Here is a 25,267-nt window from a genome sequence, read left to right on the forward strand (position 1 = left end):
GATCGATCGTCCCACCGGTTCGCCAGCCCGGCAGGGTTCACGATCTCCCGGTGAGCTCGGCGGGCGGGTTCCCGTCGCGCGGCCGCAGCGGATCGACGTCCTCGGGCGCGACCTCCCGGGGGGCGACGAGCGAGCGCACGGCGGCGGTGAGCACCGCCAGCAGCGGGACCGCGAGCAGCGCACCGACGATGCCGGCGATCACCACGCCGGCGGCGACGGCCAGCGCGACGGCGAGCGGGTGCAGCCGCACGGCGCGTCCGAGGAGCACCGGCTGGAGCACGTGGCTCTCCAGCTGCTGCACGGCCAGCACGACGCCGAGCACGATCAGCGCGGTCCCGAGACCGTTCGCGACCAGCGCGATCAGTACGGCGATCGCCCCGGTCACCACGGCGCCGACGATCGGGATGAAGGCGCCGACGAACACCAGCGCCGTGAGCGGCAGTGCCAGCGGCACGCCGGTGATCCACAGCCCGAGGCCGATCCCGGTCGCGTCGACGATCGCCACCAGCACCGTCGCCCGCACGTAGCCGACCAGCGAGGCGAACGCGCGTCGCCCGGCGACGTCCACCCGCTCGCGCCGGCCGACCGGTGCGAGCAGCCGCAGGAAGCCCCACATCCGGCGGCCGTCGTAGAGCATGAAGATCAGTGCGAACAGGCACAGCGCGAAACCGGCCAGCACCTCGCCGACCGTCGTCGCGGTGCTCACCGCACCCGAGGTGAGGGTCTGCTGGTTGTCCTGCAGGGTCTCCAGCAGCTGGTTGCCGAGCTGTTCGACGTCGACCTGGAACGGGGTGGCGTCCACCAGGCCCTGCAGCGACGCCACGCTGATCGTGAGCTGCCCGATCAGGTCGGCGGTGCCGTCGACCAGGGTGTCGACGACGAGGGTCAGCAGCCCGCCGAGCGCGGCCAGCCCGGTGACCATCACCAGTCCGGTCGCGGCCCCGCGCGGGACCCGCCGGTCGTGCAGCCACTGGACCAGCGGGGCGAGCAGCGCGGCCAGCAGCACGGCGATCGCGACCGGGATGACGACCACCCGCAGCTGGATCACCAGGAAGATCATCAGTGCCAGGCCCGCCGCGATGACCAGCATCCGGGCGCAGATCTCGGAGGCCACCCGCAGCGGCGCCGGGACGTCCGAGCGGCCCGCCGGACGGCGCGATCGCCGGGCCCCGGGTGCCTGCTGCCGGGTGTCGGACCAGGACAGGGCGGCCTCCGGGTCGGAGGCCGCGCCGCCCCGGGGCTCGGCGAGGGGTGGTCCGGCTCCCTCGGCGAGCGCGGCCGCGGGGGGCCCGGGATCCTGCCCGGTGCCGGTCTCCGGGGGCGCGGTGTCCGGTTGCTCGCTGTCCGGGGGCTCGGTGTCTGGTTGCTCGGTGTCTGGTTGCTCGGTGTCCGGGCGCGTCGTGTCCGGGTCGGTGGCCGTCCCGGGGTCCGGTCGGCCGTCGCCTGGTCCTGCACCGTCCGCCACCACCCCGACGCTAGACCCCGGTCCGGCCGCCGGCCCGCCGCGCGCGGCGCCCGCACCCAGGTCCGCTCGGACGGCCCAGCGCCGGCCCGGCCGGGGCGGTCCACCCGGCGGCATCCGGCCGGGGCCGGCACGTCGCCCCGGGACGGTGCCGGCGATCGACCCCGCCGGCCGTCCGGCGACGCCCGCCCGGCACGCGATCCGGGGAACCTCTCGCACCCCTCGGACGGCCCACCCACCGCGCGGTCGGAGCAGTGCGGACCACGGGAGGTCACGCAGCGTCGAACTACACCCGTGTAGTGGACACCCCCGAGGTCCGGTGGTGACACCGTCAGGTGGCGGACCGGTCACCCACCGCCCGATCACCGCCCGGACGTGCTCCGAAGCTGGTAGGAGCAGCCGGAGCGATACGTCCGCACCGGGTTCGGGACGGGTTGACGATTACTCGCTGCTCCACACGGGCGCCGGACGTACACTCTCCGTACGCGCGACGCAGGGTGACGACCGAGCTGCACCACCCGTACGAGCGCACTTGCCGGTGTCGCTGTAACCGCCGTTTCCCCGCTCGGGTGTCACCCGTTGACGGAGTGAGTGGGCCGAACGGCGGTACGACGGGTACGGACTTCGGGCGAACCAGTTGCGGCACACAACCGACGTCAGCGAGCAGGAGGTACGGCGGGTGTACGAGTTCGAGAATGGATCCAGCGGTCACGGTTCCGGCGGTCTCGAGTCGTCGATCCGGCGTCGGCGGGCCACCCGGGACGGATGGCCGTTCCCGGGCCGGCACGAGTCGCACAACGAGATCGCGGACGAGACCCCGATCTTCCATTCGCTCACCGTCGGCGGGTGGCGGGACCGGCAGCGCTCCGGCTCCGCGGGCAACGCCGTGCGGCGGGTGCACCGCGGCACCGTCCGGACCACCCGCCGCGCCCCGGCCGCCGACGCCCGGCAGACCGCCGACGCGGTCGCCGCGTTCCACACCGATCCGCTCGCCTCGCCGGTCCCGCAGCAGTCCGAGCCGGTCGGCCGGGGCACCTGGAACGACCCGGGCGACGCCGCGCTGGCGATGCTGCGGCGCCGCCGGGACGCCGCGCGGGCCGCGGACCGGGCGGCGGTCGCCGACCTGCTCGGCGGCGCCGGGCGGCACCGGCTGACCCGTTCGGCCTGATCGTCACGGCGCAGGCAACCAGCGCGCCCCCGGCACGTCCCGGGAGGTGAGAAGACGTCCCGCGGAGACCTTGGGCCGCGGGGTGGGTGACGACCGGCTGGGGAGCAGGGTCGTCAGCACGCAAGGCGAGGGCCGGAACGCCGGGTCGGAGGGAGCCGACCGGGCGTCCCGGCCCTCGCGCGTGCCCCTGCCGGCACGGTCAGGCGGTGCCGGACGCGATCGAGCCGGCCCGGAACCGTGGGGAGCGCGATTCCGGAGGCGCGGGCTCGACGAGGCGGGGACGGCGTCGGCCCTGCCTCACGCGGCGACATGATCGCCACGGAGTGTGACCGTAACGGGCGGCCGTCCGGGTCACAAGGGGTCTGTCCCAGTCCGTTCTGCAGCATCACCGAACACTGCAGTCACCACCGTCACCTGAGTCACCACGTTCGACAGTCACCACGTTCGACGCAGTCGTGCGGGGGTGACGTCGCCGCGTCGTACCCGGATCCTTCCGCACGGTGACGCCCGGGAGCTCTACCCTGCAGTCGATGAGCACCGATGCCGCGGCGACCGGACCCCGTCGCACCGACCGCCCGCTGGACGAGGCCGGGGTGGTGACGGCGGTGCGGCGCGCCGCCGAGCGGGGCACCCGGGTGCGCCCGACCGGGGCGGGGGCGCGGGCGCCGGGACCGCTGGTCCGGACCGACGACGTGCTGCTCGACGCGTCCGCGCTGACCGGGGTCGTCGAGGTCGCCGAGGACACCGTGCGGGTCCGCGCTGGGGAGACGATCGCCGCCCTGTGCACCACGCTGGCCGCGTCCGGGCGCGCGCTCGCGACCGTGCCGGACGCGCCGCGGGCCACCATCGCCGGTGCCACCGGGCTCGGGATGTACGGCGGCGAACCGGCCGTCGGGTCGCTGTCCGACCAGGTGCTGGCGGTGCGGCTGGTGGACGGGCTGGGCCGGGTCCGCGAGGTGACCGGACCGGACCTGGACGCCGCCCGCTGCGGCCTCGGCGCGCTGGGCGTGCTCACCGCCGTGCAACTGCGAACGGTGCCGCTGCGCGGGCTGCGGGTGCACGAGGAGCCGACCCGGACCAGCGAGCTGCTCACCGACGGTGTGCTGACCGGGCACGCCTGGACCGAGTGCGACGTGGCGGTGCACACCGGCCAGGCGATCGTCCGGTGGGCCGAGCCCGAGGACACCGACGACCTGCCCGCCGAGGTCGCCGAGGGCCGCGGCGGATACGCCGGGACCTGGGGCCGGGCGGTGTCCCGGCTGGCGTCGTCGTGGTGGTCCGCGCGGTCGTCGTGGCCGCCGCCGCACCGCTGGGCACCCGGGACCGCCGGCCCGCCGCACGAGGTGCTGCCCGATCCGCAGCCGTGGGACCCCGATCTCGCCGAGTGGGCGGTGCCGCGCGCCGCCCTCGGCACCGTGCTCCGCGAGCTGGGCGCCGCGGTCGCCACCCGGGGGCACGACCTGCGCCCGGTCCGGGTGCGGCTGGGGCCCGCCGAGACGGGCCACCTGCACCCGGCGTCCGGCCGGGACACCGCCTACCTGCGGATCCGGACCCGTGGCGCGGCGGAGGAGCCGGTGCGTCGACTGGCCGGTGCCGTCCTGGAGGACGCGGGCGGGCGCCCCTGCTGGACGACCCGGCACGAGTGGGGGCCGGACGAGCTGGCCGTCGCCTACCCAGGCTGGGCGGCGTTCGGCGAGGTCCGCGACCGGTTCGACCCGGAGCGGCGGTTCACCGATCCCTACCTGGCGTCGGTGCTCGGCCCCTGACCCCTCAGGACGCCAGCGCCTTCCGGAGCCGGGCCGAGACGGCCCGCACCGCGGCGAGCGACTCCCGGCGGTCGGCCATCGTCGGCTCGCCGCCCGCGACGACCTGCTCGCCGCCGACCCACACGTCGCGCACCAGCCGCGAGCCGCCGGCCCACACCAGGTTCGACACCAGCTGGGCGTCGTCCTCCGGGGCGACGAACGCCGAGTCGTCGGTGTCGATGTGCACCACGTCGGCCCGCCGGCCGGTCTCGAGCACGCCCAGGTCGTCCCGCCCGATCGCGGCCGCGGCGTCGGCGGTGCCCATCAGCAGCACCTCGGCGGCGGTGATCGCCGCGGCGTCGTCGGCCCCGATCCGGGCGAGCAGCCCGGCGAGCCGGGCCTGGTGCCACAGGTCCAGGTCGTCGCCGGAGGCCGGGCCGTCGGTCCCCAGCCCCACCGGGACGCCGGCCCGGCGCAGGTCCAGCAACCGTGCCGTCCCGGCCGCGAGCTTGGCGTTGGAGCCGGGGCAGTGCGCGACCGCGACCCCGTACCGGGCGTAGGTGGCGATGTCGTCGTCGGACAGGTGCACCGAGTGCGCGGCCAGGATCCGGCCGCCCAGCGCGCCGCCCGCGTCCAGCATCGCCGGGACCGAGCCGTGCTCGTCGCGCAGGTGGGCGTCCTCGCCGCGGGACTCGGCGACGTGCGTGTGCACCAGCGCGTTCCGCTCGCGGGCGTGCTCGGAGATCGACGCCAGCGCGCCGGGCGGGAGGGTGTACGCCGAGTGCGGGCCGTAGCCCAGCTCGATCCGGCCGTCCCCGCCCGGGTGCAGGCCGTGCGCGTCGATCCGGGCCGACACGTCGTCGCGCATCTGCTCCCAGGTACCCAGCCGGTCCCAGCCGGGCGCGGCGATGATGCCCGGCGTCAGCACGGCGCGCGATCCGGCGGTCCGGACGGCGTCGGTCAGCGCGTCGGTGAAGAAGTACATCTCGACGCTGGTGGTGCAGCCGGTCCGCAGCAGGTCCAGGCAGCCGGCGAGCATCCCGGCGTGCACGTCGGACTCGGTCAGCAGCGCCTCGGCCGGCCACATCACGTCGGTCAGCCACGGCATCAGCGGGAGATCGCCGCCCATCCCGCGCAGCAGCGACATCGGGGTGTGGCAGTGCGTGTTCACCAGGCCGGGCATGATCAGCCCGGGCAGCGGCCGGACGACGGCGTCGGTCGCCGGGGCGTCGGCCGCCGGGCCGAAGTGGGCGATCCGGCCGGCGTCGTCGACGTCGAGCACGGCGTCGCGGACGACCGGGAACCCCGGCGCGCAGCTCAGCGCCACCGGGGCGGTGAGCCGCTGCAGCACCGCCATCGTCAGCGCCGCTCGAGCAGCGAGCGCAGCGACCGGAACGGCGGCAGCCAGGCGCCCTCGTCGGGCAGCGTGTCCAGCGAGACCCGCGGCAGCGGCTCCCGGAACACGCCGTCGATGTCCTCCAGGTCCAGGAACGAGATCACCTCGGAGGACAGCGCGAACCCGGCGTACTCCCGGAACCCGATCACCGAGACGTCGGTGCCGGACTCGACGAGCTTCTCCAGCGGGTCCTTGAACGCCCGCCCGTCGCCGGACGCGACGACGACGTGCCGCAGCCTGCCCTCGGCCGCCCGCAGGTCGATGTGCGCGAGCATGTCGTCGTCGACGTCGGAGTCCTCGCTGCTCTTCGGCTTGGCGAAGACCGCGAAGCCGACGTTGCGCAGCGCCTCGACCCAGGGCCGGACGATCTCGATGCTGCCCGCGGCGACGTTGGTGAACACGCACGCCTCGGCCTCGGCCTCGGGGCCGGCGAGGTCGAGCAGCCAGCGGCCGACGGCGTCGAACCGGGGCCGGTAGGCCGACGTCGGCCGGGCGCCCAGCAGCGAGCCGAGGCTCATGTCCATGTTCGGGGCGTCCCAGACGAGCAGCACCCGCTCCAGCGGTCCGGTCGGCCCGGTACGCCCCTGCTGGCCCGTCACGGTCCCCGCCCCGCTGCTCATGCCGGCGAGCCTAGTCGGGACGTGCCGTCGGCCGGCGGGCGCCGGGTGGGCGAGACTGTGCCGGTGACGACGACGGGCAGTGCGGGCACCGACGGTCAGCGGATCGCCGAGGAGAGCGCGGCCGCGATGCGGGCGGCGGACCGGGCGGCCCGCGCCGCGGGCGTCGAGGTGACGGAGGTGGCGCCGGGCCGCGCCGTCGCCACCATGACGGTCGGCGAGGACCACGCCAACGGCCACGGCGTCTGCCACGGCGGTTACCTGTTCCTGCTGGCCGACGCCGCGATGGCGTACGCGTGCAACGCCTACGGCGTCTCGGCACTGGCGACCGGCGCGGACATCGCGTTCCTGCGCCCGGCGCGGACCGGCGACCGGCTGACCGCCGAGGCGGCGGAGCGCGCGCTGACCGGGCGGTCCGGGCTCTACGACGTGACGGTCCGGACCGCCGACGGGACGGTCGTCGCCGAGTTCCGGGGGCGGACCCGGCAGGTGCCCGGCCTCGCGCCGCCGCCGGTCTGACCCGCCCGGCCCGCCCGGGCGCGGCCCGCGGCCGCACCGGCGACCGGGCTCACGCCGGCGCCGACCGGAAGTCGCGACCCTCCAGGACCGCCGAGGCGAGCACGCCGGCCACCAGCGCCCAGAACGGGCTGGAGATCCCCAGCGGCGCGATCCCGCTCATGGCCACGACCAGCGCCGTCAGCGCCCCCACCCGGAACCGGCCCTCGCCGAACGCGCCGCGGAACGACGAGACCAGCACCCCGATCATCGCCAGGCCCGCGACGGCCGAGACCAGCTCGACCGGCAGCGCCGTCACCGCGGTCACCGCCAGGCCGGCGAGCACGCCGAAGGCGATGAACACGACACCGTTGACCACGCTCGCCGCGTACCGGGCGTCCTTGTCGGGGCCCGCCTGCGGACCGGCGCAGATCGCCGTCATCGGTCCGGCCATGTTCGCGTTGTGCCCGCCGAACAGCGGGGCCAGCGCGCCGCCGACGCCGCTGGCCACCGTCATCGCGTTCACCGGCGGCCGGTAGCCCTGGCTGAGCAGCACGCCGTAGGCCTGCGCGTTCTCGGCCGCGATCACCAGGACGGCGAGCGGCAGCGCGACGGCGAGCAGCGCGCCCACGTCGAATGTGGGGACGACCAGCACCGGAAGGGTCCAGCCCTCGACGGCGGCGCCGTCCCCGGAGAGGGCGCCGGTCGCGATGGCCGCGACCAGCCCGGCCCCGAGCGCGCCGAGCGCCCCCGGGACCGACGGCACGAACCGGGACAGCACCAGGAACCCGGCGATCGCCGAGCCGACGATCCACGGCGCCGCCGCGGCCGCGTTCACCACCTCGGTGCCGAACCGGATCAGTGCCCCCGCGATCATCGCCATCACGATGGGCAGCGGGAGCAGACGGGCCACCGTGCCGATCAGCCCGCTGAGGCCGAGCGCCAGCACGAGCAGCCCGGCGACCAGGAACGCCCCGACCAGGTCGGAGAACTCGTAGGAGCCGAGCGCCCCGACCGCGAGCACCGCGCCGGGGATGGAGTACGCGCCGACCGCGGGCATCCGGTAGCGCAGTGCCAGGAACAGCGAGATCAGCCCGCCGAACACGTAGATCCCGAAGATCCAGGACGAGATGATCACGCCCGGGACGCCGGCGGCGGAGGCTCCGTCGATCACGATCAGGGCGGGCCCGGTGCACCCGAAGACCGCGGCGACCACCCCGGCGCCGATCGTCGCCGGAGTGAGCCGCGACGGCAGGCCGCGCAGGCCGGACCGGAGGCCGGGGCCGGGCTCGAGCCCCCGGGAACGGGTCGGCTCGTCCAGCACGGCGCCCTCGCCGGGCCCGTCGGTGGATGCGGTCATCGTGTCGCCTCCTTGCGATCACACACCGGATCGGTGCAGTGGGTGCGGTGGGTACGCCGGTGTCCGGCGCTGCGGTCAGGACCGGCGGCGCAGGCCCCGGAGCCGGCCGAGCCCGCGCCGGACGACCGCCCCGGCGGCGTCCCGGGCGGTGCCGACGAGCAGCCGCAGCTGCGCTCGGCGGCCCGGCGCCGTCACCGAGCCGGTCTGCGCGGCCTCGTCGACACTCGCCGCGAACTGCTCGAACATCCGCCGCGAGACGTCCCCGGCGAGTGCCCGGCCGAACTGGGCGACCCGGCCGGTGAGGTGGACGTCGGCGTGCGCGGTCAGCACGGTCCCGCCGCCGGGGCCGGCCGCCGCCGCCAGCACGACGTCGGCCCGGGTGGCGCTGCCCCCGGCGTCGGCGCCCTGGGCGTGGAAGCGCAGCCGGTGCGCCGCCGGGTCGCGTTCGACGACCTGGGCGAGTCCGTCGAAGGAGAGCCTCACCGGGCCGAGCGCGACGGTGGCGCGGCCGCGGTACCGGTCGCCGTCGAGCACCTCGGTCAGCCGGGCGCCGGGCAGGCAGCGGGCCAGCAGGTCGAAGTCGTTCAGCACCGCCCAGACCCGGTCGGTCGGCGAGCGCAGCGTGCTGGTCACCTCCACCACCGCCGACGGCGGCCCGGAGGGCAGCTCGACGCGCTCGGGCGCCGCGGCCGCCGGGACGTCCTCGGCCGGGGCCCCGGCCCCGGATCCCGCTCCGGTGCCGCGGCCGACCAGGGTGCGGTGGCCGCAGGCCAGCGGGCCGGGGACGCCCTCCGGGTAGGTGCGTGCGACGTCGTCGACGGCGGCGAGGATCCCGCGGTACCCGGTGCACCGGCACAGCACGCCGGACATCTGCTCGGGCAGCTCCTCGGCGGTGACGCCCGGATCGGACCGGAGCAGGTCGTAGCTGCTCATCAGCATGCCGGGGGTGCAGAAGCCGCACTGCAACCCGTGATGGGCGGAGAACGCCCGCTGCAGCGGATGCTGGTCCTCGGGGGTGCCGAGCCCCTCGACGGTGACGATCTCGGCGCCCTCGCACTGGACGGCGAACAGCAGGCAGGCCCGGGCCGCCTGCCCGTCGACCATGATCGTGCACATCCCGCACACGCCGTGCTCGCAGCCCAGGTGGGTGCCGGTCAGGCCGAGCTGCTCGCGCAGCGCGTCGGCGAGATGTGCCCGGGGCGGCACCTCGACGGTGGCCCCGGTGCCGTTGACGGTCATCGCGATCCGGACGGTCTCGTCGGCGGCGACCCGTTCCCGGGGTGCGGGCCGGGCCCGCGAGGCCGGGGGATCGGACAGGGCGGTCATGCGGTCTCCCTCCGGTCCCGGGCGCGGCGCAGCGCCCGGGACAGCTCTCGTGCGGCGAGCACGCCGAACAGCCGCCGCCGGTACCCGGTGGAGCCATGCGTGTCCCCGCCGGTGTCGACGACCTCCTCGGCGAGCGCCGCGGTGGCCGGGCGGAGGCCGTGCTCGTCCTCCGCCTCGCGCAGCAGCGGCGTGACCTCGCGGGTGACGGCCCGGTCGGAGATGCCGAAGCCGGTCAGCCGGGCCCCGGTGACGGCGCCGTCGCGATCGACCCGGACCCGGGTGACGACCCCGGCGAGCGCGAAGTCGCCGTGCCGGCGGGCGATCTCGGCGAACCCGTGTCCCTCGCCGGCCGCCGCGGCCGGGAAGGTCACCGACAGCAGGAGGTCCTCCGGGCCGGCGGCGGTGCTCATCGCCCCGGTGACGAACTCGGTCGCCGGGATCGTCCGCCGACCGGCCGGGCCGATCAGCTCGATCCGCGCGTCCAGGCAGCAGGCGACGGCGGGCAGCTCGGCGGCCGGGTCGGCGTGCGCGAGGCTGCCGCAGACGGTGCCCCGGCTGCGCAGCTCGCGATGACCGACGAACGGCATCGCCATCCCGATCAGCGGGACGGCGCGGGCGGCCGGGTCGTGCTCGACCGCGCGCTGGCGCACCGCCGCGCCGACGCGCAGGCCGCCGTCCCGGACGCCGAGCTCGCCGAGCTCGGGGACGGCGGTGATGTCGACGAGGGTGCCCGGCCGGCCCAGCCGCATGGCCAGTGCCGGGACCAGCGACTGCCCACCGGCGAGCACCTTGCCGTTCCCGCCGGCGAGCTCGCCGAGCACGTCGTCGAGCGAACCGGGGCGGACGTAGGCGAACGGTGCGGCCTTCATCAGCGACCCGTGAACTCCGCCGCGCGCTTCTCGCCGAACGCCTTCACGCCCTCGGCGAAGTCGTCGGTGGCGCGCAGCATCGAGTAGGCCTTCCGCTCCAGTTCGATGCCGGTGTACAGCGGACCGTCGACACCGCGGTCGAGGACCTCCTTGGCGGTGCGCAGCGCGGCCGGGGAGAAGCCGGCCATCCTCAGCGCGAGCTCGTCGGCGGCGGCGTGCAGGGCGTCCCGGTCGTCGTACAGCTCGGCGGAGAGGATCCCCCAGTCCAGCGCCTGCCGGGCCTGGATCCGGGTGGCGGTCATGATGTGGAACTTCGCCCGGGACAGCCCGATCAGCCGGGCCAGTCGCTGGGTGCCGCCGGAGCCGGGGATCATGCCGAGGTTCATCTCGGGCAGCGCGAGCTGGGTGCGGCCGGTGCCGAGCCGGATGTCGCAGGCCAGTGCCATCTCCAGCCCGACACCGAAGCAGTAGCCGTCGATCGCCGCGATCACCGGCTTGGCGCTGCGGGCCGGGGCGGTGACGTCGTGCCCGAGGTCGGTGAGGTCGATCGGGTCGACCTCCATGAAGCCGGCGATGTCGCCGCCGGAGGTGAAGTGCTGCCCGTCCGAGCGGACCACCACGACCTTGATCTGCGGGTCCCGGTCGATCTCGGCGAAGCGCTCGGCGACCAGCCGGCGCATCTCCATCGTGACGACGGTGTACGTGCCGTGGGACAGGGTCAGGTACGCGACGCGGCCGTCGTGCCCGCGTTCGAGGACGACGTCGCCGCCGGTGAGTGCCATGTCAGGAACGCTCCTTCTCGGTGAACTTCCGGTGCAGGACCTCGCCGTGCAGGGGCAGCGAGGTGACGGTGATCCCGTGCGGGGCCAGCGCGTCGGCGACGGCGTTGGCGTAGGCGACCGGGAAACTCATGGACGACCCCTCGCCGCAGCCCTTGGCTCCGAGCGGGGTCAGCGGTGACGGCGTCACCACGTGGTCGGTGCGCAGCTCGAACCCGGCCTCGGCGCTGGTCGGGCACAGGTAGTCGAGGAACGTCGCCGACGTGGGCTGGCCGGACGGGGCGTGCGTGAACTCCTCATAGCCCGCGCCGCCGAGGCCGTGCACCAGCGCGCCGTGGACCTGCCCGTCGAGCAGGGTCTGGTCGAGCACGGTGCCGGCGTCGTGCACCGAGGACACCCGGTCGACGGTGATCTCCAGGGTGTCCGGGTCGATGGAGACGGCGACGATCTCGGCGACGAAGCCGTAGCAGAGCGAGGAGTTGATCCGGTCGTCGGCGGTGGCGGCCCGGGTCTCGCGCGGCGAGAACTCGGCCTCGGCGTAGAGCCGGGCGGGCACGCCCTCGGGCAGCGCGGCCGGATCCCAGTGCACGACGCCTGCCGCGTGCCGGAACGTGACGCCGCGGCCGTCGGGGTGCACCACGTGCCCGTCGACCAGCGACAGCTCGGCCGGGTCGGCGCCGTCGAGCAGGGTCGAGGCGGCGGCCTTCACCGTCGTCGCGATCGTGTCGGCGGCCGCGACGACGGCGCTGGTCACCAGCGGCGCGAAGCGCGAGGAGTAGGAGCCGGAGGTGACCGTCCAGGGCGTGGTCGCGGTGTCCATGTCGATCACCGCGCGGACCCGGTCGGGCGGCAGCCCGAGCCGTTGCGCGGCGATCCGGCGGGCCACCGTGGCGTGCCCCTGCCCCTGCGGGACCGAGCCGAGCAGCACGGTCACGGTCCCCTGGAGGTCCACCGACATCCGGACGTGCTCGGTGGAGCCGGACTTTCCACGGCCCGGCCTACGCTGCTCGGCCGGGGTGGCGAGACCGACGTAGCCGATGTTGGTGCCGGACGGGTCGACGACCAGCGCGGTACCGATCCCATAGCAGCCGCCGCGGGCTCGCGCCTCGTCGCGGCGCTTCTCCAGCTCGGGCAGGTCGGCGTTCTTCACCGCCAGCTCCAGCGCGGCGGCGTAGTCGCCGGAGTCGTAGACGCCGCCGGTGGCTGTCTCGTGCGGGAACGCGGTCACCAGGTTCCGGCGCCGCACCTCGACGACGTCGAGCCCGGTCGCATCGGCGATCTCGTCCAGCAGCCGTTCGAGGCCGAAGTAGAGCTGCTGGCCGCCGAACCCGCGGTTCAGCCCGGTCGGCATGGTGTTGGTGACGACCGCGCGGGCCCGGATCTGCACCGCGTCGATCGTGTACGGGCCGGTGATGTTGCCGTAGCAGCGGTAGAGCGTGGAGGGCTCCGGTGGGCGCAGGTAGGCGCCCACGTTGTCGATCAGGTCGGTGCGCAGGGCGGTGATCGTGCCGTCGGCGGCCACCGCGGCGGAGAACGTCATCGCCCGGTCGGCCCCGGTGGAGCTGGCCATCAGGTGCTCGACCCGGTCCTCGGACCAGCGCACCGGGGTGCCGGCGTGCTTCGAGGCCAGCGCCATCAGCACTACGTAGGGATAGATGCCCGCCTTGATCCCGAAGCTGCCGCCGATGTCGGCGGGCACGTGCAGCCGCACCTGCGAGGTGGGCAGGCCGAGCGCGCCGGCCATCACCGGCACCATGGAGAACGGCCCGTGGAAGTTCGCCCATGCCTCGACCGACGGCCCGCCGGACTGCTCGGTCCAGTGCGCGATCACCGAGTAGCACTCCATCGGCACCGAGGAGTAGCGGGGGAAGTCGTAGGTCCCGGTCACCACGTGGGCCGCGTCGGCGAACCGTTCCTCGACCGGCCCGAAGGAGAAGGTGCGGTCGGTGGCCACGTTGGTCCCGGCGTCGGTGTGCAGCAGCGGGGCGCCGGGCTCCAGTGCCGCGCGGGCGGCGGTGACCGCGCCGAGATCCTCGTAGTCGACCGTGACCAGCTCCGCAGCATCCTCCGCGACGTACCGGTCGGTGGCGACGACGACGGCGATCGGCTCCCCGACGAAGCGCACCTTGTCGACCCCGGTCGGCAGGTAGGGCATTGGTACACCGGTCGAGAGCGGGAACGGCCGCAGCGCCGCACGCACCTCGTCGGGCCCGATCACCGCGGCCACCCCGGGATGTGCCCTGGCGCGGGTGAGATCCACCGACCGCAGCCGCGCGTGCGGACGGTTGGACCGCACGACGGCGGCGACCAGCGTGCCGGGGAGCGGATCGAGATCGTCCAGGAACGCGCCGCGGCCGGTGACCAGCGCGGCGTCCTCGTCCCGGCTCGGGGTCCAGTGCTCGGGGTGCTCAGGCACGGAACTCGCCCCTGGCCCGGTAGTCCCCCGCGACCAGGGTGCGGCGCAGGGTCTTGCCGACCCCGGACCGCGGCACCTCGTCGACGGCGATGATCCGCTTCGGGCGCTTGAGCGACGGCAGGTGCTCCCGCGCGAACGCCATCGCGCGTTCGGCGGCGACCATCGGGTCGGCCCCGCTGGCCGGGACGACGAACGCGCTGACGGCGTGCCCCCAGCGCTCGTCGGGCAGCCCGACCACGCACACGTCGTCGATCTCGGGGCACCGGGCCAGCACGGACTCGATCTCGTCCGGGTAGACGTTCTCGCCGCCGGAGTTGATCATGTCGTCGGTGCGGCCGGAGACCCAGAGGTCGCCGTCGTCGTCGGCGACGGCCAGGTCGCCGGTGTGGTACCAGCCCTCCCGGATCGCCTTGGCGTTCGCGTCGGGCCGCTGCCAGTAGCCGCCGAACGCCTCCATCGACTCCATCGAGACGATGACCTGTCCCTGCTCGCCGGGCTTCACCTGCTCGTCGACCGGGGCGTCCGCGTCCGGTGCGATCAGCCGCACCCGGGAGAACAGCCCGGCCCGGCCCGCGCAGCCGGGCTTGGCGGCGACGTCCGGGCCGATGGTGAAGGTGTAGATCTCGGTCGAGCCGAAGTGGTTGACGAACGAGATCGGTGCGAGCTCCTCGACGAGCTGCTCGGCCAGCGACGGGGTCATCGCCGCCCCGGCGTAGGCGAGGTTGTCGAGCGCGCCGGCCTCGCCGAGCCGGCCGGTGCGCAGCAGTGACCAGTAGATCGTCGGAACCAGGTAGAGCGAGCCGATCCGCTCGTCGAGGATCAGCTGCATCGACTCCTCGGCGTCGAAAGCGGGCTGGCCGACCCAGGTGCCGCCGACGACGATCGATCCCAGCAGGGTGCGCAGACCCATCGTGTGGAACAGCGGCATCACGCCGAGGGTGGCCACCCCCTGCCGCTGCCGGGTCTGCATCACGTGGGCGACGGCGGCGGAGTGCTCGGCGCCGTGCGTGCGAGGCACGCCCTTCGGCTTCCCGGTGGTCCCGGAGGTGTAGAGCATCACGCTCAGGTCGGTGGCCTGCGGCGTCGCCGCGGCGACCGGCGCGTCCTGCCGCTGCGCCGTGGCGTCGATCTCGGCGACGGTGCGCAACCGGTCGGTGATCCCGGCCTCGGCGACCCGGTCGGCGTGCGCGGAGTCGGCGATCGCGAGCCGCGCGTCGGCGTCGTCGAGGCAGTAGGTCAGCTCCGGGACCCCGAACCGGGTGGAGAGCGGCACCGAGACCGCGCCGAGCTTCTGGGCGGCGAGGTGCAGGCTCGCCAGCTGCTCGCCGCCGTGCATCAACAGCGCCACCCGGTCACCCCGGCCCACCCCGTTCGCGCTCAGGGCCGCGGCCAGCCGGTCGGTGCGGGCGTCCCATTCGCGGTAGGTCAGCCGGCGCCCCGCGCCGGCGACCGCCGTCCGCTCCGGGTTGCGCTCGGCAGCCCAGCGCAGCGTCGTCACCAGGTCCATGCGACCTCCTCGTCGTCCATATGTTTCAGACCATACGATTCAGACTATTGCCCTGGCAAGGTTTGTTCTCGGCGGACGAGGAGCGCCGGGAGCGCCCGGCTACAGTCGGGTCCCTGCCGGTGGACCGGTCCTAAGGAGAGCGGATGCGGCTGTCGACGACGTCGTACCTGGTCCTGGGCATGATCGCGCTGCGCGGGCCGTCGACGCCCTACGACCTGAAGCGGGCGGTCAGCCGATCGGTCGGCTACTTCTGGCACTTCCCGCACGCGCAGCTGTACTCGGAGCCGGACCGGCTCGCCGAGGCCGGCCTGCTGGCCCTCGATACCGAGGACAGCGGTCGCCGCCGCAAGACGTACTCGCTGACCGGGGCGGGCCGGACCGCGCTGCGGGAGTGGCTGGCCGCCCCGACACCCGAGCACTTCGAGATGCGCGACGTGGCCGAGCTCAAGCTGTTCTTCAACGAGGCGGGTTCACCGGAGGACGTCGACAAGCTCGCCCGGGAGCAGATCCGCCAGCACGAGGAGCGGATCGGCATCTACGAGGCCATGGTCGACCGGCACGGCGCCGAGGGATGGGCCGAGCCCCGCATGATCACCCTCGAGCTGGGGCTGGAGATGGAGCACGCGGCGCTGCGGTTCTGGACCGCGCTGGCCGAGGGCGACCTGGACCGGCTGCGCCGCGACCGGGCCGAGCGGGACCCCCGCGGTCCGATCTGACCGGCCCGACGGCTGCCGGCTCCGGTCAGATCCGGTGCGGCTCCAGGAACGCGGGCCGCAGGTCGGGATCCGGCTCGTCGTAGTAGCGGTGGAACACCGGGGTCTGCGCACCGGACATCGGCGGCACGATCCAGCTCCAGTCCGCCGGGCAGCTCCGGCCCGCGGCCTCCTCCTTCTCCAGGTGCCGCAGGAACCGCTCGGACTCGGTGTGGTGGTCGGCCATGGTGACGCCGTCGGCATCGAACGAGTAGGTCACCGCCCGGACCAGCTCGACCATCGCCCGGTCCTTCCACATGGTGCGCACCGAGCGGGTGTCCAGCCCGAGCCGCTTCGCGATCTCCGGCAGCAGGTCGTAGCGGTCCGGATCGGCCAGGTTGCGGGCGCCGATCTCGGTGTCGAGGTACCAGCCGTTGAACGGCGCGGCCGGGTAGACCACGCCGCCGATCTCCAGCGGCATGTTGCTGATCGCCGGGACCGAGTGCCAGCGCAGCCCGAGCCGGGCGAACCACGGGTGCTCGGGATGGCGCAGCGGGACCTCGTGCACGGCGTCCGGCGGCACGTCGAACAGCCGGGACCGGCCGTCCGCGCCGGTGATCAGCAGCGGCAGCACGTCGAACCGGCCGAGCGGCTGCGGTCGCGGCCAGCCCATCTCGACCACCCGGTCGGTGAAGTCGACCTGGGTCGGGTCGCCGACGACGGTGCCGTCCGGGCTGCGGTGGCCGGCGTAGCGCACCAGCTGGTCGTTGCGGATCCGCGGGGCGGGCCGACCGGGGGCGTCCGGCGCGAACACGGTGATCGTGGAGCGGATCCGGCCGCCGCGGGTGGCGGCCCGCAGGTGCCCGACGCTCTCCTGCGCGACGTCCGCCGGGTCGCTCAGGTGCCGCAGGTCGCGCACCTGCAGCGACTGCCAGTAGAGGCGGCCGATGCAGCGCGCCGAGTTCCGCCAGGCGACCCGCGCGCCGAACCCGAGCTCGTGCGCGGTGTGGGTGTAGACGCCGCGCCGGTCGATCTCGCCCAGCACCTGCCGGAGCCGCTCGGTCAGCGGCAGCCCAGGCTCGGTCTCGGTGTAGACCTGGCGGAGGAACTCCTCGGCGGCCTTCGGGTCGACCGGCTGCGGATCGCGCTCGTCCGGGACGCCGGCGGCGACCGGGTGCCCGCCGGACCGCCCGTGCCCGGTGACCGGGCAGCCGGTGGCGCCGGCCGCCGGGGTGCGGGTGGTCGCCGAGCCCGCCGTGCCCGCCGCCGGGACGACCGTGGTCGCGGCGATGCCGGGCGCCTCGACCCGGGTGGTGACGGTGGCCCCGGTGCTGCGCAGCGGGACCGCGACGGTGGCGCCCTCCACGGCGGCCGTCCCGCCGGTACGGACCGTGCGGCCCAGCGCGGCGGGGCCGACGACCGTGGTGGCCTCGACGCCGGTCCGGGCCGGGGTCGCCGTGGTGGCGTCGAGCGCACCCGCCAGCGGGACGATCGCGACCGCCCGGGTGTCCGGTTCGGGCTGCTGCTGACCGGCGGACGACCCGGACTCCTCGGCGGTGCCCGGCTGGGCGTCGGTGGAGCGGGGGGTGGGGCTGGGGCGGAAACCGGCCGGCCGGCGCACCGGCTGGGTCGGTCGCGCGGGCGCAGGCTGGTTGCTCGCGGCGTGCTCCACCGTCGTCACGGGCGTCCTTCTGGGGTCACTCGGGCGGGGATGTGTGTCGGGGGGAACAATGACCCTAGTCGGTCACTCTCCGTATGTCACTGGGGGCGCTTCTGTGGTCGGCGACGTACAACAGGTCCCGTACCGGGCGACCCTCGATCCGGGCACGTTCCTCGAACTTTGTGGTAGGACGCCATTCGGGCCGCTCCTGCCACCCGTCCGGCCCCGGCGGGAAGGCGCCGTCCGGCCGTAGGTCGGGCTCCGCGGTGACCACTCTGCGCATCTGCTCGGCGTAGTGCGGCCAGTCGGTCGCCAGGTGCAACCGGCCGCCCGGGACCAGCCGGGACACGGCCAGCCGGACGAACCCGGGCTGCACCAGCCGCCGTTTGTGGTGCCGTCGCTTCGGCCACGGGTCCGGGAAGAAGATCCGGATACCGTTCAGCGATCGGGGCGCGACCGCCCGCTCCAGCAGCTCGACGGCGTCGCCGCGGAGCACCCGCTGGTTGCCCAGGCCGAGCTGTTCGACCCGCATCAGCAGCTGGGCGAGGCCGGGCTCGTAGACCTCGACGGCCAGGTGGTCGATCCCCGGTTCGGCCGCCGCGAGCGCGGCCGTCGTCTCCCCCATGCCGGAACCGATCTCCAGCACCAGCGGGGCGGTCCGGCCGAACGCGGCGTGCGGGTCCCAGCGGCCGCCCGGCTCGGGGAGCACGTCCGCGACCTCGCCGCCGAGCACCGGCCACAACCTCCGCCAGGCCGACTCCTGGCCGTCGGAGAGCCGGACCCGCTGGTGGACGTACGAGCGGATCCGGCTGTCGTGCGGCCGGTCCGGGGTCAGCGCCCGATCAGGCACCGGTGGTGTTCCGGCCGGCGGCGGGCAGCCGCACGTGCGCCGTCGCGCCGGGCAGCCGGCCCCGGATGTAGCCGGCCGCGGTGACGCCGAAGCAGGCCACGATCGCGGCGGCCGAGGCGGGATTGCGCTCGCGCGCCTCCCGGAGCACGCCCGCGGGGAGCACCTTCAGCGTGTAGCTGCTCTCGGTGGACAGCGAGTCCCCGGTGCCGACGACCTTCGAGACGGCGGCCTTGGAGATGCCCTCGGCCCAGCCGCGGCGCAGCAGGTAGCGCCAGGAGACGCGGTCGTCGGAGACCCGGTGGTCGACCGCGGCCTTCGGCTCGAACAGGATCCGCGGGGTGCGGCCGTCGGCGGTGTAGGCCTGCCGGGCGCGGATGCAGAGCTCGGTCTCCTCGCAGCCCAGCGGGTTCTTGCCGATCCGGCCCATGTCCTCGGCGAACCCGCCGACCCGCTTGAACACCTCGGCCCGCAGCGACATGTTGCAGCCCATGAGGTTGCGCATCTCGGCCCGCTCGGTGGGCTGGCCGGTGTAGGTGCAGCCGACGACCCAGTCCAGCTCGCCGGTGGCGTCCGGATCGGCGGGCGCGGCGCCGGGCAGGGTGCGCGGGCGGCCGTCCGGCCAGCGCGGGTGGGCGATCCCGCCGACCCCGATGACGTCCGGATCGGCGTAGGGGGCGAGCAGCGCGCGGAGCCAGCCGGGGCGGGCGCTGGCGTCGTCGTCGAGGAACACGACGACCTCGCCGGAGGCCAGGTCGAGCGCGGTGTTGCGGGCGCCGGACAGGCCCTGCATCCGGTCGTTCGCGACGACGACGACCCCGAGCGGCCCGAACTCGCGCTCGGCGCGCTCGAACAACCGGTCGTTGTGATCGACGACGACGATCGTCTCCAGCGGCGCGACGTCCTGGGCCAGCACCGATTCGACGGCCGACCGGATGTCGAACCAGCGCTTCTCGGTGTAGACACAGACGACGACGCTGGCGGTGGGCAGGTCGCTCACGACGTACTCGCTCCTCGTGCTGCTGGTTCCGCGGCGGGCCGCGCCGGCAGCGCTCTAGCGGGCGTACCCGGACGCCTTGCGGCGCTGCTCCATGCGACGGTGCTCCGCCATCAGGGTACGCAGCACCCGGGTACCGTCCGCGAAGGTCCGCAGGTTCGTCTCGCCGAACATGCGCTCACGCTCGATCGACGGCACCTCGGTGATCTTCAGGTCGGCGGCGGCGACCCGGCAGTTGAGCACGGTCTCGATCTCGAAGCCGTCGCCCCAGAGCATCGAGCCGTCCTCCGGCTGCGGCGCGGCCGGGTCCGGGAGCTCGAGCTGCGGGAGCAGGTCGGCCCAGAACGCGTTGTAGCCGTAGCAGAGGTCGGAGTAGCGGGTGCCGAACAGCCGGTTCGCGACGCCGTTCAGGCCGGCGTTGCCGGTCTTGCGCAGCAGCGTGATGTCGTCCGAGCCGCCGCCCTTGCAGAACCGGCTGCCCTTGGCGAAGTCGGCGCCGTTGACCAGCGCGTCGACGAAGCCGGGGATCTCGTTCGGGTCGGCCGAGCCGTCCGCGTCGAACATCACCAGGACATCGCCGGTGGCGGCGGTGAAGCCGCAGGCCATCGCGTTGCCCTTGCCCTTGCGGGTCTGGGTGATCACGCGGGCCCAGGGCAGCGTGCGGCGGGCGACGGCGACCGTGTTGTCGGTCGAGTTGCCGTCGACGACGATCACCTCGTGCACCGCGGGGCGCACCGCGGCGATGGCCGGCAGCACGATCTCGAGGTTCCGCGCCTCGTTGCGGGTCGGGACGATGACCGAGACGGCCGGGTTCGCGCTGCGGCGCGGCGCGGGCCGGGGCCGCGGGCGCCGGAAGCCCTCGGGGCCCTCCGGCTGGAGGGGCTGGGCCGACTGGGTCGGCTGGGCCGCGCGGGCGGCACCGTTCGTCGGTCGGGCAGGACTCGCCGGGAGGGACGTCTGTCCCGTGCCGGGGCCGGGCTGGGGCCCGGGTCGCGCGGGTGCGCTCGACTCGGGCGTGACGGCCGGGCGGGCGGGCGTAACGGCGCTCACACTTCCTCCATACAGGTCCGCTCTACTCGTTCAACGACGGTGTCACGGTCTGGTTGCGGTTCTCGTGTCGGGCAGCTTCTCGGACCCGACTGTGCAGACGTCCGGACCACCCGGGGGGTTGCCCCGGTCGGTTGATTCGTCCGTGTCCGGCGTCCGGTTCGGTCCGCGTCCGGGACGCCGGTGGGGCTCAGGGGGACCGCTGCGCAGTCCTACGCATCCGGTCGCCGCTGGTGCCCGACAGGCTCTCACCATGTCGATCCGACGACGCCGGACGGACCCCCTCGGTGAGCTTCGCCCGCTGCTCGCACTGGCCAGGATGGACTGTGCTGCAACGCTGTCCTCGCAGGTGGACGGGCTGGTGGAGGTCGCGGTGCGCCGGCCGGGCCGGGCCGGCGACGCCGGCTGGTGGGCGGCCGCGCTGGACCGGCCGGCCCGCGATCTCGACGACGGCTGGGCGCGCCGTGCGGGTCCGCCGATGCGCCGCGCGGTCGCGCCGCGGGCACTGGGACGTCCGGGGCAATGGGTGACGCACATCACTCACGCTGGGTCACCGACTTGCGGCCCGGTCCTGGTGTCGGCGGCGTTGGCGGCCCTCGATGCCGTGCCCGGGCACCGCCCGCCCCGATCCCGGCGGCCCGGCCCGTCGCGTGCCCGGCGATCCGGCCGGGCGGTGCGTACCCGGCGGTCCGGCCCGGCCCGGCGCCCCCCGGGCTCGGGCGTGGCCGGTCTCCTCGTGTCCGGCGCCCTGCTGCCCGGAACGTTGCTGACCGGAACCCTCCTGCCAGGAACGCTGCTGCCCGGCGCCCTGCTCTCCGGGCTGCTCGGCGCCGGACGGTTGCTGCCCGCCGCCGGCCCCGGGCTGCTGCTCGTGCTGTCCGGGCTGGTGCTGCTCGGCGGCGCCGGCGTCGCCGCCCGGTCGCGGGCGGCCCGGGTCGCCCGGGCCCGGGAGATCGCGCACCGGGTGCGCGCGGCGGTGCTCGCCGCCGCCGACCGGGAGCTGATCCGGCGGACCCTGGACGCCGAGCTCGTCGTCGGGGGACGGTCGGCGCCGTGGCACCGGACGCCGTCCGGCCCGGGGACACACCGTGCGGCCTGACCCGGCTGCGGCCGGGCGCCCGGTCCCCGCGCCGGACCCGCGGACCGGTCCGGCCGGTGCCCGGCCGGTTCGCCCGGGGCGCCGGTCGTGCGGCGTGTCCGGGATCGCGGCCGGTGCGGCGGCCGCCCCGCCGTGGTGGAGCTCGGTTCAGGTCGCCCGGGCGCCGGTGCGGCCGGAGGCGGACACCGGCCCGGTCCCCGGCGCCGCGGTACCGGTGAGCGGTCCCGCGGCGCACGACACCGACCGGGACGGCCTGCCGGACACGCTGGTCGTCGACGGGTCCACCGGCACGTCGTTCTGGATCGACCTGGACCGCGACGGCCTGGCCGATCGCGTCGTCCGGCCGGGTCCGGCCGATCCGGCGGCCGGACCGCCGGACGTGCTCACCGATCCCGGCGGGGACCGGTGACCCGGCTCAGTCCCCCGGCTGCTCGGACGGTGTCCGGGCCTCGCTCTCCGGGGCCGGGCCGCCGCCACCGCGCCGGAACCGGCCGGGGCCGCGGCGCTGCTCGGCGAGCTTCTGGTCGATCTCGGCGGACACGGCCTGCTGCCGACGGCGCTCCCGGATCCGCAGCAGCACCAGCATCGAGACGCCGTAGGCGATGCCGACCAGCAGCAGCACCACACCGATCTTGAACACCACGGTCTGGGCCGTGCCAGCGTCGGCGGGCACGTCGATGACCGAGATCATCCCGAGCACGCCGAGCGTGAGCAGGTGGAACAGCACCACCAGCAGCCGGTTGATGGAGTGGGCGCTCTCCTTGTTCTGGAAGACGTCGTCCAGGAACGGTTGACCGGAGCGCAACAGGATCTGGCCGACACCGACCGTGATCAGAATGCCGATCACGACCAACGTCAGGTAGCTGGCGGTTCCCTCCACAGTGGGCCCCTCCCCGTGCGTGAGCAGGGTCCGAGCCTACCCTGTGCGACCGCTCCGACGCGCTGTGCGCGCGGATGGTTCACCGGTTAGGACCGGTCGGTGATCAGCTTCCGGAGCCGGGCGTGCAGCTCGTCCGGCGAGACGCCGCCGGTGAGCGGTGCCCCGGTGAGGGTGCGCAGGTAGAGGCCGTCCCCCACGAGCTGCACCAGCCAGGCGAGGACCGGGTCCTCGATCTCCTCGCGGAGCGCGGCGAGACCGTCGGCGTCGACCGCGGCCAGTGCGTCCCGGGCCGGTGCGCCTGCGGTGCTGCCGTCGGCGATCCGCAGCGCGGCCAGGTAGGTGCGGGTCAGCCCGACCGGCGACTCGCCGCCGGGCACCGAGGTGCGCAGGTAGTAGGCGACGGCGCCGTCCGGATCGGTCCGCATCCGCTCGGCGTCGCGCGCGCTGCGCTCGCGGAGCCGGTCGAGCAGCCCGCCGACCAGCGACTCCTTCGAGGAGAAGTGATAGAGCAGCCCGCCCTTGGAGACCTCGGCACTCGCCGCGACGGCGTCCAGGGTGGCCCCGCCCGGCCCCTGCTCGATGAGCAGCGTCTCGTACGCGTCGAGCACCCGGTCGCGGGCCGGTGGTCCTGCGTTCCGCCGCTCCGCCATCCGCGAAGGCTACCCACGTGCCCGTCGGTGCTTCCGCGCACAGGGCGGCCCGACGAGTGCACTGTACCGTCTGGACGGTATAGTACCGTACCGTCTGGACGGTAAAGCCGTCGTGCGGCGTTCACGGAGGAGAAGACAGATGTCACGGCCCGAGGTCAGCACCGTCCCGGTCGAGCGCCCGGGGGCCCGCGCCTGGCTCGCGCTGGCCGTGCTGGTGATCCCGACCCTGCTGGTGTCGATCGACAACACGGTGCTCGGCGTGGCGCTGCCCGAGCTCAGCGCGGCGCTCAGCCCGGACGCGTCGACCCTGCTGTGGGTGGTGGACATCTACCCGCTGGTGCTGGCCGGGCTGCTGGTCACGATGGGCACCCTGGGCGACCGGATCGGCCGCCGACGGCTGCTGATGATCGGCGTGGCCGGCTTCGGCGTGGTCTCGCTGGCCGCCGGGTTCGCGACGTCCGCCGGGCAGCTGGTCGCCGCCCGCGCGCTGCTCGGCGTGTTCGGCGCGATGCTGATGCCCTCGACGCTGGCGCTGCTGCGCACCGTGTTCGTCGACCGGGTGCACCGCCGCCTCGCGCTGGCCGTGTGGGCGACCGGCTTCGCCGCGGGCGCCGCGCTCGGCCCGATCGTCGGCGGCCTGCTGCTCGAGCACTTCTGGTGGGGATCGATCTTCGTGATGAGCGTGCCGCCGATGGCGCTGCTGCTCGTCGTCGCGCCGTTCCTGCTGCCCGAGTCGCGGGAGCCGTCCCCGGGCCGGCTCGACCTGGTCGGCGTGCTGCTGTCGCTGCTCGCGATGGGCCCGCTGGTGCTGGCGGTCAAGCTGATCGGCTCGTCCGGGTTCGGCCCGGGCGCCGCGGCGTCGGTGCTGGTCGGGGCCGCGGCCGCGGTCGGGTTCGTGCTGCACTACCGGCGGCGCGTCCGGGCCGGGCTCGATCCGCTGATCGACCTGGAGCTGTTCGCCCGGCCGGTGCTCCGCTACAGCGCGCTGGCCAACGCGACGACCATGTTCGGCCTGACCGGGCTGCTGTTCTTCGCCGCGCAGTACCTCCAGCTGGTGCTCGGCTCGTCGCCGCTGGAGGCCGGGCTGCTCCTGCTGCCCAGCTTCCTGGTGACGATCGTGGCCGGACTCGCCGCGGCCCGGCTGGCCCGTCGGTTCGCTCTGCACCAGCTGGTGTCGGTCGGGCTGGCGCTGGTGCTCGCGGGCTTCGCGGTCAGCCTGTTCCTGCAGGTCGACTCGGCGGTGCTGCTGACCACGGCGGCGGTGCTGATCGGCGCCGGCATCGGGCTGTCCGAGACGGTCACCAACGACGCGATCCTCGCGGCCGCCCCGCCGGAGAAGGCGGGCGCCGCGTCCGCGGTCTCGGAGACGGCCTACGAGGTGGGCGCGGTGTTCGGCACCGCGGTCGTCGGCGGGGTGCTCTCCGCGGTGTACCGGGACGCGGTGGTGCTGCCCGGCGGCGCGCCCGCGGCGGCCGGCGAGACGCTCGGCAGCGCCGTCGAGGCCGCCCGGTCGCTGCCCGCGGGCCCGGCCGGCGAGCTGCTGGCGTCCGGCCGGGAGGCGTTCGTGGCGGGTGTCGACCTCGCGGTCGGGGTGGCCGCGGCGATCGTCGCGGTCGTCTTGGTGACGGCCGGGACCGGCCTGTGGCGGGCGCACCGGGCCGTGCTGGCCGCCGGCGCGTCCGGGATCCCGGAGCGGGCGCTGCAGCGTTCCGGTCGCTGACCGGTGCCCCGGGGATGCGGGCCGGATCCCCGGGGTCCCCGCCGGCCCGGGGCCGCCGCCGGGGCGCCCCGGCGGTGTGCCGTCGACCGGCTGGTTGACTACACCGGGACAGCCGCCGACGCCGTGGGAGACATCCGTGCCGTACGAGGTGGTCAGTGCCTACACGCTGGTTCTGGGTGGGGGACACGAGGAGCCGGGTGCCGACGAGCGCGGGTCCGGGCCCGAGGTGTCGGTGCACACCACCGCCGAGGACGCCTGGCGGGCACTGGACGCCGGCGTCCGGCAGCGCTGCGGGATGCGGCCCCGGCCGCGGCGGAGCATCGACCCGGACGCGGTCGTCCGGCTGGCCGACGCCTGGCGGGCGGCCGACCCGGTGACCCGCTACTGGAACATCACCGCGCACCGGCTGCCGATCATGGTCCCGGAGTTCGCGCGGACCCCGGCCGAGCCAGTCCGCACCCCCTTCGGCACGCAGAATGCGTAACTACGTCGGATCAATACGTTGAATCGGACCGTTCCGACTGCGCGGATGTAG

The 25,267-nt window shown here is 75.0% G+C and carries 22 protein-coding genes and 1 pseudogene; 8 read left to right on the forward strand and 15 right to left on the reverse strand.

Annotated features, from left to right (window positions below; all coding sequences use genetic code 11):
* Positions 1–37 precede the first annotated feature (37 nt).
* Positions 38–1,465 carry an AI-2E family transporter gene (locus ABZ881_RS19785; protein ID WP_358486503.1) on the reverse strand — a complete coding sequence of 476 codons (1,428 nt, stop codon included), beginning with the start codon at positions 1,463–1,465 and terminating at the stop codon, positions 38–40.
* A 676-nt stretch (positions 1,466–2,141) separates the two neighbouring features.
* Between ABZ881_RS19785 and ABZ881_RS19790 the strand changes: the two genes are divergently transcribed.
* Positions 2,142–2,630, forward strand: a complete 489-nt coding sequence (locus ABZ881_RS19790) for a hypothetical protein (protein WP_344030558.1) — start codon at positions 2,142–2,144, stop codon at positions 2,628–2,630.
* 530 nt (positions 2,631–3,160) lie between these two features.
* The gene (locus ABZ881_RS19795) at positions 3,161–4,396 is read left to right on the forward strand and encodes a D-arabinono-1,4-lactone oxidase (protein ID WP_358486505.1); all 1,236 of its coding nucleotides are present in this window, start codon (positions 3,161–3,163) and stop codon (positions 4,394–4,396) included.
* A gap of 4 nt (positions 4,397–4,400) precedes the next feature.
* Here ABZ881_RS19795 and ABZ881_RS19800 read toward each other — a convergent pair whose 3' ends face one another.
* Entirely contained in the window at positions 4,401–5,732 is a 1,332-nt protein-coding gene (locus ABZ881_RS19800; RefSeq protein WP_358486507.1) for an amidohydrolase family protein, read from the reverse strand.
* Positions 5,733–5,734: 2 nt separating this feature from the next.
* Positions 5,735–6,391: an NYN domain-containing protein gene (locus ABZ881_RS19805; RefSeq protein ID WP_344030549.1), complete on the reverse strand. Its 657-nt coding sequence runs from the start codon at positions 6,389–6,391 to the stop codon at positions 5,735–5,737.
* Between the two features lie 63 nt (positions 6,392–6,454).
* Here ABZ881_RS19805 and paaI point away from each other — a divergent pair, with 63 nt between their 5' ends.
* Positions 6,455–6,907 (forward strand): hydroxyphenylacetyl-CoA thioesterase PaaI, encoded by a 453-nt coding sequence (gene paaI, locus ABZ881_RS19810; protein WP_358486509.1) that lies wholly within the window; start codon positions 6,455–6,457, stop codon positions 6,905–6,907.
* 49 nt (positions 6,908–6,956) lie between these two features.
* On the opposite strand, the gene ABZ881_RS19815 is transcribed toward paaI, so the two are convergent.
* From ABZ881_RS19815 to ABZ881_RS19840, 6 genes are all read right to left on the reverse strand, one after another.
* Positions 6,957–8,243, reverse strand: coding sequence for a benzoate/H(+) symporter BenE family transporter (locus ABZ881_RS19815; protein WP_358486511.1), 1,287 nt, complete (start codon positions 8,241–8,243; stop codon positions 6,957–6,959).
* Positions 8,244–8,318: 75 nt separating this feature from the next.
* Entirely contained in the window at positions 8,319–9,569 is a 1,251-nt protein-coding gene (locus tag ABZ881_RS19820; protein WP_358486513.1) for a 2Fe-2S iron-sulfur cluster-binding protein, read from the reverse strand.
* Positions 9,566–10,438, reverse strand: a complete 873-nt coding sequence (locus ABZ881_RS19825; RefSeq protein WP_358486514.1) for an FAD binding domain-containing protein — start codon at positions 10,436–10,438, stop codon at positions 9,566–9,568. Before ABZ881_RS19825 ends, ABZ881_RS19820 begins: the two co-directional genes overlap by 4 nt.
* Entirely contained in the window at positions 10,438–11,220 is a 783-nt protein-coding gene (locus tag ABZ881_RS19830) for an enoyl-CoA hydratase/isomerase family protein (protein ID WP_344030534.1), read from the reverse strand. The genes ABZ881_RS19825 and ABZ881_RS19830 overlap by 1 nt, the downstream gene beginning before the upstream one ends.
* Before the next feature lies 1 nt (position 11,221).
* Positions 11,222–13,633 carry a xanthine dehydrogenase family protein molybdopterin-binding subunit gene (locus ABZ881_RS19835; protein ID WP_358486516.1) on the reverse strand — a complete coding sequence of 804 codons (2,412 nt, stop codon included), beginning with the start codon at positions 13,631–13,633 and terminating at the stop codon, positions 11,222–11,224.
* Positions 13,626–15,140, reverse strand: a complete 1,515-nt coding sequence (locus ABZ881_RS19840) for a class I adenylate-forming enzyme family protein (protein WP_358486517.1) — start codon at positions 15,138–15,140, stop codon at positions 13,626–13,628. The genes ABZ881_RS19835 and ABZ881_RS19840 overlap by 8 nt, the downstream gene beginning before the upstream one ends.
* Before the next feature lie 143 nt (positions 15,141–15,283).
* Between ABZ881_RS19840 and ABZ881_RS19845 the strand changes: the two genes are divergently transcribed.
* A complete protein-coding gene (locus ABZ881_RS19845) occupies positions 15,284–15,856 on the forward strand; it encodes a PadR family transcriptional regulator (RefSeq protein WP_344030526.1) in 573 nt (190 codons plus the stop codon).
* A 25-nt stretch (positions 15,857–15,881) separates the two neighbouring features.
* Here ABZ881_RS19845 and ABZ881_RS19850 read toward each other — a convergent pair.
* The 4 genes and pseudogenes from ABZ881_RS19850 to ABZ881_RS19865 form a co-directional block, all read right to left on the reverse strand.
* A pseudogene (locus ABZ881_RS19850) lies at positions 15,882–16,949 on the reverse strand (nitric oxide synthase oxygenase); the annotation flags it as partial.
* A 619-nt stretch (positions 16,950–17,568) separates the two neighbouring features.
* Positions 17,569–18,342, reverse strand: coding sequence for a tRNA (guanosine(46)-N7)-methyltransferase TrmB (trmB, locus tag ABZ881_RS19855; protein ID WP_358486519.1), 774 nt, complete (start codon positions 18,340–18,342; stop codon positions 17,569–17,571).
* The gene (locus ABZ881_RS19860; RefSeq protein WP_358486521.1) at positions 18,335–19,339 is read right to left on the reverse strand and encodes a glycosyltransferase family 2 protein; all 1,005 of its coding nucleotides are present in this window, start codon (positions 19,337–19,339) and stop codon (positions 18,335–18,337) included. The genes trmB and ABZ881_RS19860 overlap by 8 nt, the downstream gene beginning before the upstream one ends.
* A 54-nt stretch (positions 19,340–19,393) precedes the next feature.
* Positions 19,394–20,386 carry a glycosyltransferase family 2 protein gene (locus ABZ881_RS19865; protein ID WP_358486523.1) on the reverse strand — a complete coding sequence of 331 codons (993 nt, stop codon included), beginning with the start codon at positions 20,384–20,386 and terminating at the stop codon, positions 19,394–19,396.
* Between the two features lie 316 nt (positions 20,387–20,702).
* Between ABZ881_RS19865 and ABZ881_RS19870 the strand changes: the two genes are divergently transcribed.
* A complete protein-coding gene (locus tag ABZ881_RS19870) occupies positions 20,703–21,482 on the forward strand; it encodes a hypothetical protein (RefSeq protein WP_358486525.1) in 780 nt (259 codons plus the stop codon).
* Between the two features lie 94 nt (positions 21,483–21,576).
* Entirely contained in the window at positions 21,577–21,891 is a 315-nt protein-coding gene (locus ABZ881_RS19875; RefSeq protein ID WP_358486527.1) for a DUF6802 family protein, read from the forward strand.
* Between the two features lie 6 nt (positions 21,892–21,897).
* On the opposite strand, the gene ABZ881_RS19880 is transcribed toward ABZ881_RS19875, so the two are convergent.
* Together ABZ881_RS19880 and ABZ881_RS19885 are read right to left on the reverse strand one after the other, a co-directional pair.
* Positions 21,898–22,362: a hypothetical protein gene (locus ABZ881_RS19880; RefSeq protein ID WP_344030509.1), complete on the reverse strand. Its 465-nt coding sequence runs from the start codon at positions 22,360–22,362 to the stop codon at positions 21,898–21,900.
* Positions 22,363–22,448: 86 nt separating this feature from the next.
* On the reverse strand, positions 22,449–23,012 hold the full coding sequence (locus tag ABZ881_RS19885) for a TetR/AcrR family transcriptional regulator (RefSeq protein WP_344030507.1): 564 nt from the start codon (positions 23,010–23,012) through the stop codon (positions 22,449–22,451).
* A gap of 139 nt (positions 23,013–23,151) precedes the next feature.
* On the opposite strand from ABZ881_RS19885, the gene ABZ881_RS19890 reads away from it, so the two are divergent.
* Both ABZ881_RS19890 and ABZ881_RS19895 read left to right on the forward strand, forming a co-directional pair.
* Positions 23,152–24,732 (forward strand): MFS transporter, encoded by a 1,581-nt coding sequence (locus tag ABZ881_RS19890; RefSeq protein ID WP_358486528.1) that lies wholly within the window; start codon positions 23,152–23,154, stop codon positions 24,730–24,732.
* A gap of 136 nt (positions 24,733–24,868) precedes the next feature.
* Entirely contained in the window at positions 24,869–25,216 is a 348-nt protein-coding gene (locus ABZ881_RS19895; protein WP_358486530.1) for a hypothetical protein, read from the forward strand.
* The last annotated feature ends 51 nt before the right edge of the window (positions 25,217–25,267 follow it).

The organism is Pseudonocardia sp. NPDC046786, assembly GCF_040645415.1.
GTDB lineage: Bacteria > Actinomycetota > Actinomycetes > Mycobacteriales > Pseudonocardiaceae > Pseudonocardia > Pseudonocardia kongjuensis.